This is a genomic window from Corynebacterium sp. HMSC28B08 (assembly GCF_001806865.1).
Taxonomy (GTDB): Bacteria; Actinomycetota; Actinomycetes; order Mycobacteriales; family Mycobacteriaceae; genus Corynebacterium; species Corynebacterium auriscanis.
In genome coordinates this window covers 75647-91607 of sequence record NZ_KV786184.1, presented here as the reverse complement: position 1 = coordinate 91607, position 15961 = coordinate 75647, and the positions used below count along the sequence as shown (strand labels likewise).

Annotated in this window: 13 protein-coding genes; 4 read left to right on the top strand and 9 right to left on the bottom strand. The window is 57.8% G+C overall.

Translation table 11 applies throughout. The features are described 5' to 3' along the window. Positions 1-323: 323 nt before the first annotated feature. From HMPREF3098_RS10055 to clpS, 6 genes are all read right to left on the bottom strand, one after another. Positions 324-1127 carry an MBL fold metallo-hydrolase gene (locus HMPREF3098_RS10055; protein ID WP_210385977.1) on the bottom strand — a complete coding sequence of 268 codons (804 nt, stop codon included), beginning with the start codon at positions 1125-1127 and terminating at the stop codon, positions 324-326. Positions 1128-1338: 211 nt separating this feature from the next. Next, the gene (murI, locus tag HMPREF3098_RS10050) at positions 1339-2151 is read right to left on the bottom strand and encodes a glutamate racemase (protein ID WP_070435023.1); all 813 of its coding nucleotides are present in this window, start codon (positions 2149-2151) and stop codon (positions 1339-1341) included. 202 nt (positions 2152-2353) lie between these two features. Beyond that, positions 2354-2938 carry a rhomboid family intramembrane serine protease gene (locus HMPREF3098_RS10045; protein ID WP_070435022.1) on the bottom strand — a complete coding sequence of 195 codons (585 nt, stop codon included), beginning with the start codon at positions 2936-2938 and terminating at the stop codon, positions 2354-2356. Then, positions 2935-4122 carry a P1 family peptidase gene (locus tag HMPREF3098_RS10040; protein WP_070435021.1) on the bottom strand — a complete coding sequence of 396 codons (1188 nt, stop codon included), beginning with the start codon at positions 4120-4122 and terminating at the stop codon, positions 2935-2937. The genes HMPREF3098_RS10045 and HMPREF3098_RS10040 overlap by 4 nt, the downstream gene beginning before the upstream one ends. Next, positions 4115-4735, bottom strand: coding sequence for a DUF2017 domain-containing protein (locus tag HMPREF3098_RS10035; RefSeq protein WP_035115478.1), 621 nt, complete (start codon positions 4733-4735; stop codon positions 4115-4117). The genes HMPREF3098_RS10040 and HMPREF3098_RS10035 overlap by 8 nt, the downstream gene beginning before the upstream one ends. Before the next feature lie 49 nt (positions 4736-4784). Then, positions 4785-5090 (bottom strand): ATP-dependent Clp protease adapter ClpS, encoded by a 306-nt coding sequence (gene clpS / locus HMPREF3098_RS10030; protein WP_035115475.1) that lies wholly within the window; start codon positions 5088-5090, stop codon positions 4785-4787. Between the two features lie 175 nt (positions 5091-5265). Here clpS and HMPREF3098_RS10025 point away from each other — a divergent pair, with 175 nt between their 5' ends. From HMPREF3098_RS10025 to HMPREF3098_RS10015, 3 genes are all read left to right on the top strand, one after another. Further along, complete coding sequence (locus HMPREF3098_RS10025; RefSeq protein WP_083284465.1) at positions 5266-6585, top strand: nicotinate phosphoribosyltransferase; 1320 nt, start codon at positions 5266-5268, stop codon at positions 6583-6585. 136 nt (positions 6586-6721) lie between these two features. Further along, the gene (locus HMPREF3098_RS10020) at positions 6722-8716 is read left to right on the top strand and encodes an ATP-dependent DNA helicase (protein WP_070435019.1); all 1995 of its coding nucleotides are present in this window, start codon (positions 6722-6724) and stop codon (positions 8714-8716) included. 104 nt (positions 8717-8820) lie between these two features. Next, positions 8821-10404, top strand: coding sequence for an AMP-binding protein (locus tag HMPREF3098_RS10015; RefSeq protein WP_070435018.1), 1584 nt, complete (start codon positions 8821-8823; stop codon positions 10402-10404). 45 nt (positions 10405-10449) lie between these two features. Here HMPREF3098_RS10015 and serB read toward each other — a convergent pair whose 3' ends face one another. The 3 genes from serB to nrdF form a co-directional block, all read right to left on the bottom strand. Next, the gene (gene serB, locus HMPREF3098_RS10010) at positions 10450-11718 is read right to left on the bottom strand and encodes a phosphoserine phosphatase SerB (protein ID WP_070435038.1); all 1269 of its coding nucleotides are present in this window, start codon (positions 11716-11718) and stop codon (positions 10450-10452) included. A gap of 274 nt (positions 11719-11992) precedes the next feature. Beyond that, positions 11993-13696, bottom strand: a complete 1704-nt coding sequence (ctaD, locus tag HMPREF3098_RS10005) for an aa3-type cytochrome oxidase subunit I (RefSeq protein ID WP_035115465.1) — start codon at positions 13694-13696, stop codon at positions 11993-11995. 318 nt (positions 13697-14014) lie between these two features. Beyond that, positions 14015-15010: a class 1b ribonucleoside-diphosphate reductase subunit beta gene (gene nrdF, locus HMPREF3098_RS10000; RefSeq protein ID WP_070435017.1), complete on the bottom strand. Its 996-nt coding sequence runs from the start codon at positions 15008-15010 to the stop codon at positions 14015-14017. Positions 15011-15285: 275 nt separating this feature from the next. On the opposite strand from nrdF, the gene HMPREF3098_RS09995 reads away from it, so the two are divergent. Next, positions 15286-15774, top strand: coding sequence for a ferritin (locus HMPREF3098_RS09995; protein WP_070435016.1), 489 nt, complete (start codon positions 15286-15288; stop codon positions 15772-15774). Positions 15775-15961: the final 187 nt, after the last annotated feature.

The window sequence follows — 15961 nt, the reverse complement described above, 5'->3', positions numbered from 1 at the left end:
GCTCAAGTCATCCCCGGCACTCAAGTCACCCCCCCAGCGCTCAGGTCATCCCCCACCCCTTGCACGCACAATGTGCAGCAGAACTCCGACAAAATGACGCGTTTTTGTTGGATTTCTGCTGCACATTCATCACACTGACTCGGAGTTCAGCCACACACCCCCCACGCAACTCTGGACCTCAGCCACACACCCGCCACACAACCCTAGACCTCTGCCACACACCCGCCACACAACCCTGGACCTCAGCCACACACCCCCCCACGCAACCCTGACCTCAGCCACACACCCCCCACACTAAGCACGGCGGAGAAGAACCCCGGCAGCTACATCCCCCAGCGCACGCGCATCCCCGGGTAGGCCACTTCCGCTGGTCCGTCAAAGTGCTGCTTCGCCGCAGCCAAGGCACACTGTGCATCGCCCCACGGCGGAATGTGCGTGAGGATGAGCTTCCCCACTCCCGCTGCAGCCGCTACCCTACCGGCGTCATGCCCACTCATGTGCATACCCTGCGGCATGCCAGAATCGCGATCGCACCAGGTGGCCTCACACACCAATACATCCGCGCCCTGAGCGAGGTTTACAAGGTTTTCGGTGTACGCAGTATCACCCGTATAAACCACACTCGCCCCCTGCGTATCATGCACTCGCAAGAGGTAGCTCTCCGTTGTATGCACTGCTTCGGCAGCAAAAACCTGTAATCCGCCCATGGTCGTACACGGCCAGCGCGTGGCGTCGAATTGAGAAGTTCCCACCCGATAGTGAGAGACGGCGAAGGTATCGGAAAAATCATCCGGCTGATCGGGAAAATCGCCGGCTGCGTGCGACAAATGGTCGAACGCGATACGCGGGCCGATCAAATCGTGCACCCGCCCAGAGGGAGCCGTGGGATGGAAACGGCGCCACACCAAAAGGGAGGGAAAATCCAGGCAGTGATCAGCATGCATGTGGGAAAAAGCCATGTGGCATTGTGCAGGGTCAATGTCCCCGGCAGCCTGCATCGCTGCCAGAACCCCAGGGCCGATATCCATCAACAGGTCTTCCGTGCCCTCGCTGCGCACTAGGTATCCAGAGGCTGGCGCTTGTGGGCCAGCAACGCTGCCGGAGCAGCCGAGCACTACCAGTTCCATACCTGCAGATTGTTACATGAATTCCAGCAGAATTTGGTATTAACCACGGTTAAGTTGGGGCAATCTCACATTGGCTCCCCCAACCGTGGATTCGTCACGCGGAGCGGATAAACGGACGGCTACAACTGCCGTTATCACTATTGCAGCACGTCCAGGCCATTTGAGATGTTGGAATCTGCATAGCCCTTAACCTCAAACGCACCCGCTATCGCTACTGCAGCATATCTGGAATGCGCGAGACATCCGTGATCGCCGGCCCCAAGAACCGTTGCGCCAAATGGGCAAATCGTGTGGGATCCCCGGTGGACTCAAACACCAGTTCCACATTCCTATTCGGATCCTCATCCGCCAGTAAGTCCAGCTCGCTGAGCCGCCGGTAGACCATCTTCGCGGTTTCATCAGCGGAGTTCACCAACGTGACGTCATCCCCCATCACCAACTGCACCACCCCAGCCAGCAACGGGTAATGCGTACACCCCAGCACCACGGTGTCCACATCTGCATCTTTCAGTGGTTCCAAGTAGTTTTCCGCCAACCCCACAATCTGCCGTCCGGTAGTAATTCCCCGTTCCACGAACGGAACAAACTGCGGACAGGCCTGTGCCGTGACATCTACGTTGGGGCTCGCCGCAAAAAGGTCCTGGTAGCTCCCACTGGTCACCGTGGCCTGCGTGCCGATCACTCCCACCTTCCCGTTTCGGGTCGCAGCAACCGCCCGGCGCACCGCGGGCAAAATCACCTCGACCACTGGCACTGGATAGCGCTCCCGTGCGTCCCGAATAAAAGCCGAGCTGGCCGAATTACAGGCCACCACGATCATTTTGCAGCCGCGCTCCACCAACTCATCGGCAATAGCTGTCGATAATTGCCGCACCTGCGCCAACGGTTTATCTCCATATGGAGAATTTGCGGTATCACCGATATAGACGATATTTTCCCGCGGCAGTAGGTCCACGACCGACCGCGCCACAGTCAGTCCCCCCACACCGCTATCAAAAATGCCGATGGGCGCGTTATTGGACACTGCTTCTCCCTTGCTGTTTTGCTGTTTGTGGTGTGTTTTTGTTCATTCGCCCGCTTGTGTTAAGCCACTTTTCAGGGTGTTTCTATTTCACTGCACTCTTTTAGCTCCCTGAGGCCCTTTGCCTTAGACATTCTCGCTATTAGTCTTTTCTGGTCCACATCACTCGCCGATATATTGCCGGTGCAACGTGGCCGACCATTTTTTATACCGACGCCACCCTCATCCCCGCCATCAAATTCCTTCGACCCACGAGCCACGCGGCAACGAGTCCACCGATTGCTCCGAATAGATGTCCTTGCCAGCTTACTCCCGGGGTGGTGGGCAATACTCCCCACAACACGGAACCATAGGAAAACAGCACAACCCCGCCCAGCAAAATTTGCAGCAATTGCCGCGTGAACAATCCCCGCACAATCAAAAAAGTCAGCCAGCCGAAGATAACGCCCGAGGCTCCAATGTGTACGGTGCCTGGACCACCGAAAAGCCATGTGCCGATGCCGGCTACTAGAGCGATAACAATGGAGCTCAACCACAATACGCGCCGCCCGGATAGCGCAACCAGGAAAACCACAATGAGTGCGATGGAAGAGTTTGCCATGAGGTGACCAAAATCAGCATGCAAAAATGGCGCCAAGATAATTCCCACTAGCCCTTCCGGGGTCAGGGGATGAATTCCATAGGCTGTCAACCGCATGCCGGATAAAAAATTGATAAATTGAATTATCCAAATGATGGCTAGGAAACTCACGGTTGCGGAAATCGCGCTCCGGATGCGAGCGGTTTTCATAGGTCAGTAGCTTCTTTCCAACTGGGCACATCGAAGGCAGTTTCTGCCGCCAACACCGCATGCACAATTGCGCGTTCCACACAGCTGGCTGCGGTCGCAGCGATCATCGTCATCGCTACAGGAAGTTCAACGTTGTCATCCAACTGCTTTGTTCCCGTGGAAAGGCCGAACAGGGTATCCCCGTCCATAGGCATGTGCGACGGACGGATGGCTCTGGCCAGCCCATCATGGGCAGCAAGAGCCATGCGCTTGACGCTGGACTTCGACAAGTCCAGATCCGTGGCCACCACCCCGATGGTGGTATTGAGCATCTTGGTTCCCAGCCGATTCATCCCGCGCAAGCGTTCAACAGCTGGAGCGCTAATCGAGGTATTTGGCCCCACACCGTAATGGCGGAACTCTTCATCGAGTTCTGCTGCGATTCCCCACAGCGTGCCGTCCACCGGATTAAACACCGCACCTTGGGGGTTCACAACCACTCCCGCTGCAACGGTCACACCAGCTAGTGGACCATTGTCGGGAAAAACCGCGCTGGCCTGGCCAAATCCGCCTTTAAGCGCACCGGCACTCGCCCCCAGGCCGGCACCGACGTTGCCCATTGCGCTGAGCTCTCCACCGGCGAGGGAGGCTTGAGCTGCGCTGAGCTCTCCACCGGCGCCCGTGCCCCAATGCGCACCTAGATCCCCCTCAGCACTGGGTTTCCCCGCGTGCGTAGCACCTCCGCGCGCACCGCCCTCGAGTGCGTTTATAGTGGCAGCTCTTCCTGTGGCGGCATCCGGGCGCGAATGCCAGTCGCCCAACAGCAGGTCAAAGATCACCGCAGAAGCTACGATGGGAACGACTTTGTCTGGATGATCCGGCCCCAGTACGGGGAAACCAATACCCCTCGATTCCAGCTCGGCCATCACCCCCGAGGCGGCGTCAAGACCAAAAGCAGAACCACCCGACAAGCTGATCGCGTGAACTTGTTGCACCGTGTTGTGCGGTTCCAACAAGTCGGTCTCGCGAGTACCTGGCCCCCCGCCACGGACATCCACACTGGCGATAGCCCCTTTGGGCGCGACAATGACGGTTGTTCCTGAATCACCTCGCCCATCTGCGCAGATAGCGTGCCCCACGCGCAGGCCCGCGATATCAATCAGGCCGTTAGTCGGCCCGGTGTGACAGCCAAATAGGTCAATCATGGGTGCCGTTATCCGTATCCTCTTGGCCGTCGGCCCCCTCGTCCGGCACGTCGAGTTCGCCCATCACCGCGGTGAGCAAGCTATCCAGATGGTAGCCCAGCCACTCCAAATAATTGCTAGCGGCGATCAATTGATCGGAGTTATCCTCCAACGTCACACGGAATTCCTCCAGCTGCGCGGTGTGATACTGCCGAATATCAGCGAGGGCACCCAGCCACGGCTGTACCTCGTCTGGCGACAGGGAGATGTTGACGGACCCGTTGGGGCCCAGCATCGTCACCACGTACTGCAGGTTGAGGAGTTTGCGTTTGATGATGTCGGTCTCGTGCAGCTGACGCATCAAAGCGGCATCGCCATCCATCAACTCGGCATCGTCTTTAAAGAACGAAGGCAACATGCGCCGCAACCCAAGTTCATGAGGGGCCTCGGCGTGGCCCGAAGGCATACCCGTGAGTTCCGCGAGTTCGTCCTTGGGGGCGGTTCGCACTCGCTCCATGAGTTTGTCGGAGACCGTCGCTGCGGAATCACCAAGCATTTCCCGCTCAATCGGCTCCAGCACGGTGACATAGCGCGTTCCTCGCAGAACGCTTTTCTTTTTCGCCCAAGGTTGCATCTGTCTCCTCAGCTCCTTCGTCTGAGATTCATCGGGGGTGCGGTGGTCGCTATCCGTCGGAACGTTGCATCGTGGCCCACAGGCCAGCGGTTTGCAGTTTCTTCACATCGGCCTCCACTTTGTCGCGCTCCCCAGAGCTCACTACGGCTTTTCCTTCGTTGTGAACCTGCATCATCAATTCTGTTGCGCGCTTGCGGGAGTATCCCAGAACCGTTTGGAACACGTAGGTGACGTAACTCATGAGGTTGACCGGGTCATCCCAACAAATACACATCCAAGGGAGGTTGGCCTCCGTCTCGGTCTCGGGTAACCGCTCCTGAACTGGAGTAGCTGCGGGTGCTGCGGGTGAAGTCATGCCCCTAGGATACCGACGCCTCCCCGATCCTGTGTGCCCTGTGGGGTTGGTGGGTCCACAAGCACTGTCCGAGCACGTGACTAGAATCAACTTCGTGAACGATACGACCCCCCGCACAACTTCTCAAACGTCGCACGATGCAGCCCAGCGATCACCGTCAGGCGTAACACCAGGAATTCTCCCTGGCACTAACTGTGTACCGTCGTCCGCCTTGTTGACGGATATGTACGAGCTGACGATGCTGCAGGCCGCTTTGTTAGACGGCACAGCGCACCGGCAGTGCGCGTTTGAGGTATTCACCCGTCGCCTACCTAACGAGCGGCGTTATGGCGTGCTAGCCGGAACCGCCCGTGTGCTCGAGGCCGTAAAGCATTTCCGCTTTACCGATGATCAAGTCGACCACATGAGCTTCCTCAACGATGAAACCAAGGACTTCCTGCGGAAATACCGTTTCTCTGGGCAAATTGATGGCTACCGGGAAGGCGAGTTGTACTTTCCCCAGTCCCCACTCATGACGGTGCGTGGCACCTTTGCCGAATGCGTGATCTTGGAAACCGTCATCCTCTCAATCCTCAATGCGGATTCGGCTGTGGCCTCCGCCGCCGCACGCATGGTCACCGCGGCCGAGGGGCGCCCGCTCATTGAGATGGGATCGCGACGGACCCACGAATACGCTGCGGTGTCGGCAGCACGCGCGGCGTACCTGGCTGGATTCACTGCAACCAGCAACATGGAAGCGTCGCAGCGTTACGGAGTGCCGTCCAGCGGCACCGCTGCCCATGCGTGGACCCTGTTGCATACAAACCCCGATGGCACGCCAAACGAAGAAGCCGCTTTCCGGGCACAAATTGAGGCTCTGGGGTCCAGCACAACCCTGTTGGTCGATACCTACGACATCACCAAGGGTGTAGAGACTGCTGTGAAGGTTGCCGGTCCCGAACTAGGTGCAGTCCGTATCGACTCGGGCGACCTCGGTGTGCTCACCCGCCAGGTACGCAAACAGTTAGACCAACTGGGTGCTAAGAACACTAAAATCGTCGTTTCCTCCGACATGGATGAGTTTTCCATCGCAGCTTTACGCAGTGAACCCGTGGATGCATTCGGCGTGGGTACCAGCGTGGTGACCGGTTCCGGCGCCCCCACTGCCGGTTTGGTGTACAAGCTGGTGGAAGTCGATGGTGTTCCCGTCGCAAAACGCTCCCGTGGGAAGGCGAGCGTCGGCGGGGCTAAGGCCGCTGTCCGCGTGACACGCCCCACCGGTACCGCGGTCGAAGAGATCAGCTATCCGATCGATACACCCGCACCCGATACGGGCGATCTCCCCACCGTTCAGCTCACCATTCCGCTGATGCGCGATGGGCACACCGTCGAAGGGCTGGATACCCTGGAGCAATCCCGCGATCACTTGGCCAAGCAATTGGTGACCCTGCCGTGGGAGGGCTTGGCTTTGACTCGCGACGAACCAGCGTTGAGCGTACGGCACGTCACCGGGTAATAGGCTCCGTTTGGCCACCCTTATTCAGCGGTGCAAGCGCGCAGTCAATCAACGTAAAACTGCAAAGCAATCGACAAAAACTGCAAGGCAATCGACGTAAACGATTAGACGATCGGCGCAAGCGAGAAGGAGAGTTTTGCTCACATCCTCAGAGGACGTACTGGCAGCGGCCATCGAAGAACTCGGTGGTCAGCCCCGCGAGGGGCAAACGCGCATGACCCAGGCGGTGGCAGATGCCTTGGAATCCAACCATCATCTCGCTGTCCAAGCCGGAACGGGCACCGGTAAATCATTTGCCTACCTAGTTCCTGCCGCAATCCACGCTACGGACAAGGGGTTGCCCGTGGTGGTCTCCACCGCGACCATCGCACTGCAACGTCAGCTGGTGGAACGCGACCTGCCACGTTTGGCCAAAGCCATCGAGGATATGCTGCCTCGCCCGTTGGAATTCGCGATCCTGAAAGGTCGCAACAATTACCTGTGCCTCAACAAGGTCAATGCGGCTCCAAGCACAACCGAAAGCGAAGAAGCCGCTCTGCTGGACCCTGGCGAGGTCTCAGCTACCGGCCGACAAGTTGCTCGCCTGCACGAATGGGCGCAGGAAACTGAGGATGGGGACCGCGACAACCTAGACAAAGGTGTGTCAGACCGAGCGTGGCGTCAAGTATCCGTTACCTCCCGTGAGTGCATCGGCGCCACCCGCTGCCCCTTCGGCAAGTTGTGCTTCGCCGAACAGGCCAAATCCCGCGCGCAAGAAGCGGACATCGTGGTCACCAACCATGCACTGCTGGCCATTGACGCACTGTCCGAGAGTTCCGTGTTGCCCGAGCACGAAGCCGTCATTGTCGATGAGGCCCACGAGCTGGAGGGGCGCATCACCAACGTTGCCACAGCAGAGCTTTCGGGCACGGCGGTGGCGATTTTGGCTAAACGTGCAGGCAAGATCGGCCCCGACGATGCGGGCGCTGAGCTCAAGGAGGCCGGTGATGAATGGGTCAATGCCCTCGAAGCCGCCGTACTTAATGACGAATCAGCAGTTGGCCGTTGGACGTCTGTTCCCTCAGGCTTGGAACCTGCCCTTACTTCTTTACGCGACGCCGCGTGGTCCACGAATCGAAAAATCAACCAGATTCCCGCTGGTGAATTTGCAAACGATCCCGCCAAAGCAGCGGAACGACTGGCCATCCTTGTCGCGACGGAGGAGCTGAACGATACGTGTGTGCGTATCCTCAACGCCCACGCTCAAAACGAAACGACAGCCACCACCAGCGAAGACCTGATCGGAGAGGACGTAGTGTGGCTGTCCAACGATAACGAGCGCAAAATCGTGAGAGTGGCGCCCTTGAGCGTTGCCGATCTACTGCGGCAGAAACTGTTCGGATCCGCGACCGTGGTTCTGACTTCCGCCACCCTCGCCTTGGGCGGGAAGTTCAATGCCATGCTCAACGCGTGGGGAATCGGCAGAAAGGCCCGCACGCTGGATGTGGGAACCCCTTTCGATGCCGCGAAGCACGGAATTTTATACGTCGCACAGCATTTGCCGCCTCCCGGGCGCAGCGGTGTAAGCGATGAAGCCGTTGATGAAGTCGCCCAACTGATCAACGCCGCCGGCGGACGGACCTTGGGATTGTTTAGTTCCCGGCGCGCAGCCGAGGAGATGGCCAATAGATTGCGCTCAGTTGTTCCCCACAAAATTCTGCTTCAAGGGGAAGATTCCCTCTCGGCCCTCGTGGAGCAATTTCGCGAGGATGAATCCACCTGTTTGTTCGGCACTCTGGGGCTGTGGCAAGGAGTGGATGTTCCCGGGCGCAGCTTGTCGCTCGTGATCATGGATCGCATCCCATTTCCCCGCCCGGACGATCCCTTGCGGCAAGCTCGCAAGGAAGCAGCCGATAGCGCCGGGCGCAACGGTTTTATGGAAGTCGCGGCCAACCACGCTGCGCTGCTCATGGCGCAGGGGGCCGGTCGGCTATTGCGGTCGACGACCGACCGCGGTGTGGTGGCCGTGTTGGATTCGCGTTTAGCAACCGCGCGTTACGGCTCTTATATCCGAGCATCCATGCCCGGATTCTGGGAGACATCCAACGGCACCGTCGTCAAGAAGGCCCTACGGCGGTTAATCGCGGACTAAGCTTTTGTTGTTTCCCCATGGAAACATTGCTTCTTCGGTAGCATTTACGTTATTCGCGCCTGCGATACCGAGATGTTTCCCACACCGCGACAGGAGTCCAACCTATGCCCGTGAACAGCGAACGCCCGGACTTAGAGCTTTTCGAAGGCGGTCTTTACGACTACCTCTACGGGTCTCTATCCCCCGATGACGAAGACTGCATTGCCATTATTGACGTGGCCGATGGGTCGGAGACTACGTACGCGCAGCTGAAATTCTTTGTCAATTCAGCAGCGGGGTGGCTGGCGCATAAGGGAATCAGTAAAGGAGACGTGGTTGGTCTTCATTGCCCTAATTCGCTTGCGTTCATCGTTGCCACGCACGCAATCTGGCGCCTTGGGGCCGTCATGTCTCCGGTTTCTCTTTTGGCGACGCCCCAGTCTATCGGCGAACAGATGCAAGACTCGGGCGCCAAGTTGCTGCTGACCGTGGCCGCACTGGGTGAGTCTGGTATTGAGGGTGGCAAGCTCGGGGGCCTGAGTGAAGACGATATAGTCACCTTGGATACCGCGCAGGGGCTGCAGCAGATGCTGGCGGAGCGCAGGACGCCACCCCAGGTCACGATCGACCGGGACAATGATCTGGCGGTCCTGCCCTACTCGTCGGGCACCACCGGGCTACCCAAGGGGGTGAAGCTGACCCACCTGCAGCTGGTTTCTAACCTGCAGCAGGCAGCCGATATTGAGCTCGTCAAGCACGACGATGTGGTGTTCGGTGTGTTGCCGTTTTTCCACATCTACGGTTTGACCGCGCTGGCGAATGCCACTTTGTCCGCACGGGCGACGTTAGTAACAGTACCGCGTTTCAGCTTGGAATCCTTCCTCGAGGCACACCAGAAGTTTAAGGTCACGTTTACTTTCATCGCCCCGCCAATCGCTGTGCTATTGAGCAAGCACCCGGCGGTGGATAATTACGATCTCTCATCTCTGCGCGCTTTCTTCAGTGGTGCTGCCACACTTGACGAGGAACTCGCGCTCGCCGTGGAGAAGCGCCTGGGTGTGCACATGCAACAGGGATACGGCCTCACCGAGACTTCCCCGCTGGTGTTCGCCAACCTAGATAAAGCCAACAACCGCGGGTCCGTGGGGCGCGTTGCGGCCAACACGGAATACATGATTGTGGACGTGGAGTCGCTGGAGGAAATTGGGGCTCCGACCGAAGGTGATGGGGTGATCGAGCAGCAAGTCGGCGAGCTTTGGGTCCGCGGTCCGCAAGTCATGGTTGGTTACCTCAACAAACCAGAACAAACCGCTGCGACGCTCACTGAAGATAAGTGGCTCCGCACGGGTGACTTGGCGCGTCAAGATGCGACCGGCAACGTGTTTATCGTGGATCGCCTCAAGGAGCTCATTAAGTACAAGGGCTATCAGGTACCGCCAGCTGAACTAGAAGCCCTGTTGCTGGGCCACCCACAGGTTGCCGATGTTGCCGTCGTAGGTACGGTGCGCGATGACGGGGAGGAAATCCCCAAGGCGTTCGTTGTTCTGCAGCCCGGCGAAACTCTAACTGCAGAAGACATCATGGACTACACGGCCGCTCGCGTGGCACCGTACAAGAAGGTGCGCGCAGTGGAGTTTATTGACCAGATCCCTAAGAGCGCGACAGGCAAGATTCTGCGACGAGAATTGCGGGCCCGCGAGGCGAAGTAACACGGCACCCTAGGGGTGCGAACCTGGCAAAGGCTCGCACCTGCCCTAGTCCTGGGATTCTAGGGGGACGCGGCGGTACGTGCCGTCGCGAAGATCCGCATCCTCGATTTCGTGGCGAGAGATACCCAGGATAAACAGCACCTGGTCTAGGAACGGCTGGTTCACTGACGTATCCGCGACATCACGCAAGGCGGGCTTGGCATTAAACGCAATGCCCAGTCCCGCCGTGGAAAGCATGTCGATATCGTTGGCCCCGTCGCCCACCGCCACCGTTTGGTTGAGCTGCAGACCATTGGACCACGCGAATTCCTTGAGGCATTCTGCTTTTGCCTTACGATCAATCACCGGCCCAATCACCCGGCCCGTGAGCTTTCCGTTGATGATCTCCAGGGTATTAGCCCGGGCAAAGTCCAAGTCGAGCTCGCGCGCTAGGGGTTCAATTACTTGGATAAATCCGCCGGATACCACGCCCGCCTTGTATCCCAAGCGCTTGAGGGTACGGATCGTAGTACGCGCTCCGGGAGTCAATTGAATGTCACGTGCAACGCGATCAATCACGCTGGCATCCAACCCAGCCAGAGCCTTAACCCGCTCGTGCAACGACTCAGCAAAATCCAGCTCACCCCGCATCGCGCGTTCAGTAACTTCCGCGACCTCGGCTTCCCTTCCGGCATAAGCCGCCAGCATCTCTATGACCTCGTGTTGAATGAGCGTGGAATCCACGTCAAAGCAAATGAGCCGCTTAGCTCGGCGGGCAAGGCCAGCGCGCTCAATAGCGATATCAACACCGATTTCGTGAGTGAGCGTGGCCAGCGCCTTACGAAGTGGAACGCCACCGCCCGGTGCGGGGTTTGCCACGGTGATGTTGAATTCCACACCGGTCACGGGGTAATCAGCAATCCCGCTGATGGTATCGATGTTGGCATCGTAGTCAGCCAAGGTTTGGCCAATCCGGGAAATGTGTGCTGCGGTGAGCGGGCGACCCAAAACCACCATGACGTGGGTCGAATGCGGACGGGTGGAGGATACATCCCGATCAGCTTCCACACTGACACGCATCCCATAGGCATCGAGGGTTTGCTCCAGACCAGACGACATGGGTGCAATGTCTTCCGTCGCCACCCCCACTAGGGCTCCGAGCGAAAGGTTGCCGCGGAACACCGATTGCTCAATATCAAGCAGTTGCACGTTGTAAGAAGTCAACACGCGAAAGAATCCCGCGGTGACACCCGGACGATCCGGACCCACGACGGTAACCACTGCGGGTACGAGATTTTCCGAGAGGGTCTCGGTTATACAGTCCTCAAAAAGCACGTGGGAAGATCCCGCCGTGGCAGTATCCTCCGTTCGCGCGGCTGGGCGCGGGCTGCGCTCCGCGCTGTCATCTACCGCATTATCGGTGGAGGCATTGAAAGGGTTTAAAGGGGAATCAGCTGGAATCGTCACTCCCCTATTCAACCATTCCAACAAGCAGAGCTGTGAGTCTAGGTGTGTTTTCAGCAGCCCCTTCGCACATAGCGGAACCCCGCCGCCCCAATCCAGTTGGTGACCGGTTGGGACGGCGGGGCGTCGGAGGAAAAAGAGCCGATTAGAAGTGACGGCCGACGTGTGCCTCGTCGCGCAAGCGCTTGACCACGTGTGGGTGGTGCAGCTCGAACGCTGGGCGCTCGGAGCGGATGCGAGGCATGGAGGTGAAATTGTGGCGTGGAGGAGGGCAAGAGGTAGCCCACTCGAGAGAGTTGCCGTAACCCCATGGATCGTCAACGGTCACGACCTCGCCGTAGCGGTAGGACTTGAAGATGTTCCACACGAATGGGATGACCGAGATGGCCAGGATGATCGCGCCGATGGTGGATACCTGGTTGTACACGGTGAACCCGTCGGTTGGCAGGTAGTCAGCGTAACGACGTGGCATACCTGCGTTACCAGCCCAGTGCTGGATCAGGAAGGTGGTGTGGAATCCGATCATGGTCAGCCAGAAGTGGAGCTTGCCCAACTTCTCGTCCAGCATGCGACCGGTCATCTTCGGGAACCAGAAGTAAATGCCAGCGAAGGATGCGAAGGCCACGGTGCCGAACAGGGTGTAGTGGAAGTGGGCAACCACGAAGTAGGTATCGGAGACGTGGAAGTCCAGTGCTGGGGATGCCAACATGACACCGGTCAGACCACCGAAGAGGAAGGTAGCGAAGAAGCCGATGGCGAAGATCATTGGCGTTTCGAACGTCAAGCGGCCGCCCCACATGGTGCCCAGCCAGTTGAAGAACTTCATGCCGGTTGGAACACCGATCAAGAAGGTCATAAAGGCGAAGAATGGCAGCAGCACAGCGCCGGTGACGAACATGTGGTGAGCCCACACGGCCATGGACAGCGCAGCAATGGACAGAGTTGCGAAGACCAAGCCTACGTAACCGAACATTGGCTTACGAGAGAACACTGGGAAGATCTCGGAAACGATACCGAAGAACGGCAGAGCCAGAACGTAAACCTCTGGGTGGCCGAAGAACCAGAACAGGTGCTGCCACAAGATAGTGCCACCGTTAGCAGGGTCATAGATATGGCCACCGAGCTTGCGGTCGTACAAAACACCCAGGGCAGCAGCAGCCAGCAGTGGGAAGATCAACAGAACCAACAGGGAGGTAACCAAGATGTTCCACGTGAAGATTGGCATGCGGAACATGGTCATACCTGGTGCGCGGAGGCACAGGATGGTGGTGATCATGTTAATTGCGGAAGCAATGGTACCCACACCACCGACACCAACACCCAAAATCCACAGGTCAGAACCAACGCCTGGAGAGTGGATCGCATCAGAGAGTGGGGAGTACATGGTCCAGCCGAAGTCAGCCGCGCCGCCTGGAGTCAGGAAGCCGGAGATCATGATAACGCCACCGGCGGTGGTCAGCCAGAAGCCCAGAGAGTTCAGACGCGGGAACGCCACATCTGGCGCGCCAATCTGCAGGGGCATGATGTAGTTAGCGAAGCCGAACACCATTGGCGAACCGTACAGCAGAAGCATGATCGTGCCGTGCATGGTGAACAGCTGGTTGAACTGCTCGTTAGAGACAAATTGCATTCCCGGGTGGAAAAGCTCCAAACGGATCAGCAATGCCATCAAGCCACCGATAAGGAAGAAGGTGAACGCCATGATCAGATACATGATGCCCAACAACTTGTGGTCGGTGGTGGTCAGCATCTTCCATGCCATGTGACCACGACTTGCTTGATCCGAAAGCGGAGCAGGCCGGGTGGGGGCGACTACTTGGTGGCCCTCCCGTGGCGCTACTGCGGTCATTCGTTCCTCCTGACTTAGCGGAGCTACTCCCTTTGCCGGGGTAGCTCCTTAAGAATCATCTTTCCGCGGACTGGCTTAGTCTCGTCAATACCAGCCATTAGTCGCAGGAATGGCTTTATATTAGCCCGTTTAGGCATATTTCAATAGCCCAGCCGGTGGGGGCAGCCCCCGCTCCCCACGTTTTCGGGGGTGACTTGACGGTGGTTTCTTGCAATTTTGACTCGCAAAATGTCAAAACGTGGGAAAAATCACAAATACCGGCGCCGGCCCGAAGGGCCAGTCACCGGAATTCGCAAGGCGCTGGTTTCTACTGGGGTCTTAGAAGTCCCAGTCATCATCGGTAGTGTTTTCAGCCTTACCGATAACGTAGGAAGATCCGGAGCCCGAGAAGAAGTCGTGGTTTTCGTCTCCACCGGGATTCAAGGCAGACAGGATCGCCGGGGAAACCCGGGTCTCATCCGCTGGGAACAGCCCCTCATAGCCAAGGTTATTCAAGGCCTTGTTCGCGTTATAACGCAAGAATCGCTTAACGTCCTCGGTCCAACCAAGCTCGTCGTACAGATCCTCGGTGTACTGCGCTTCGTTGTCGTAGAGCTCCAGCAACAGATCGAAGGTGTGCTCCTTGAGTTCCTCCCGACGCTCCTCGCTCTCTTGCTCGAGGGCACGCTGGTACTTGTAACCGATGTAGTAACCGTGCACGGACTCATCGCGAATAATCAATCGAATGATGTCCGCAGTATTCGTCAGCTTCGCGTGTGAGGACCAGTACATCGGCAGATAGAAACCAGAGTAAAACAGGAAGCTTTCCAACAGCACCGATGCGATCTTACGCTTGAGTGGGTCTTCACCGTCGTAGAAGTCCAGCATGATTTTAGCTTTGGACTGCAGATGTTCATTTTCCTCAGACCAACGGAAAGCATCATTGATTTCCGGCGTGCTGGCCAGGGTCATGAAGATCGACGAGTACGACTTTGCGTGAACGCTCTCCATGAAGGAGATATTGGTGAAGACGGCTTCTTCATGCATGGTTTGGGCATCAGCTATCAAGCGCACGGCGCCGACGGTGCCTTGGATGGTGTCCAGCATCGTCAAGCCAGTAAACACACGCATCGTGGTTTGCCGCTCAATCTCGTTGAGGGTTCCCCAGCTCTGCACGTCATTGGACAGCGGCACCTTTTCAGGCAACCAGAAGTTTGCCGTCAGTCGGTCCCATACCTCAAGGTCCTTATCATCTGGAATGCTGTTCCAGTTGATGGCCGAGATTGGATCGCCCTCTACCCTACGGGCCGGGGAGTGGGGTTCATGCGCACCCATGTTCTCTGGACTCCTTACTCAATTGTCATTGCTCCCCCACTCTAGCCCAAGAGTTACGGGTGCCGATCGACGCATCTCACCGTCAGGCGAGGCTCCATAATCTCCGCGCTGCGCAAGTTTTCGCACTCCGGTTTTGGCCGTTGGCGGGGAGGGTGGCGTCGAGTAGAAGAAGAGAAATGAGAACACCGAATTATTAGGTAAGCCTTATAGTATGGCGGGGAAGGATAGGCTTATATTGCTAGCGCGGTGGTGAAAGTGCTTGTATCTTCGATCATATGAGCATTAACGAGAAGTTCCAGAAGCAATTGAATGACCAAGTAATCGCTGAGCACCAAGCTGCATTGGTGTACACCCAGCTGGCTTACGAGCTGGATCGCCTGTCTTTCCCGGGCATGCGTAACTGGATGTTTGCGCAGGCCTCCGAGGAACGCGAGCATGCGCAGCGTTTTGCAAGCCATCTGTTGGACCGCGATGCCCGCGTGGATATCGAGACCATCGAGATGCCAACGATCAAGATCTCCACTCCCCTAGACGCGTTTGAGGCCGCACTCGAGCACGAAAAGAAGGTTTCCGGAATGATCCGCGACCTGGCTCGTACTGCCGATGAGGTTGACGACATCGATTCCCGCTCACTGCTCAATGCCTTCCTCAGCGAGCAGATTGAGGAAGAGTCCACCGTGAGCGAGATCATCGACCGCATCAAGCTGGCCGGCAACGAGGGCTCCGGACTATTGCGCATCGATTCCGAGCTGGGCGAGCGCTAAAACCCTGTAGCTGGGCGAGCGCCTACCGCTCAGTGGCGAGCTAGCCGAGTACCAGTACCGAGCGAGCGCTGACCTGGCGGCAGCGAGCCAGCTGAATAACAGGGCCCCGCTGCAGTGAGTGTGCCCTATAACTCCCAAAAAGGGGAGCAATTCTTTCTCGAATTGCTCCCCTTTTTCGTTACTGTCG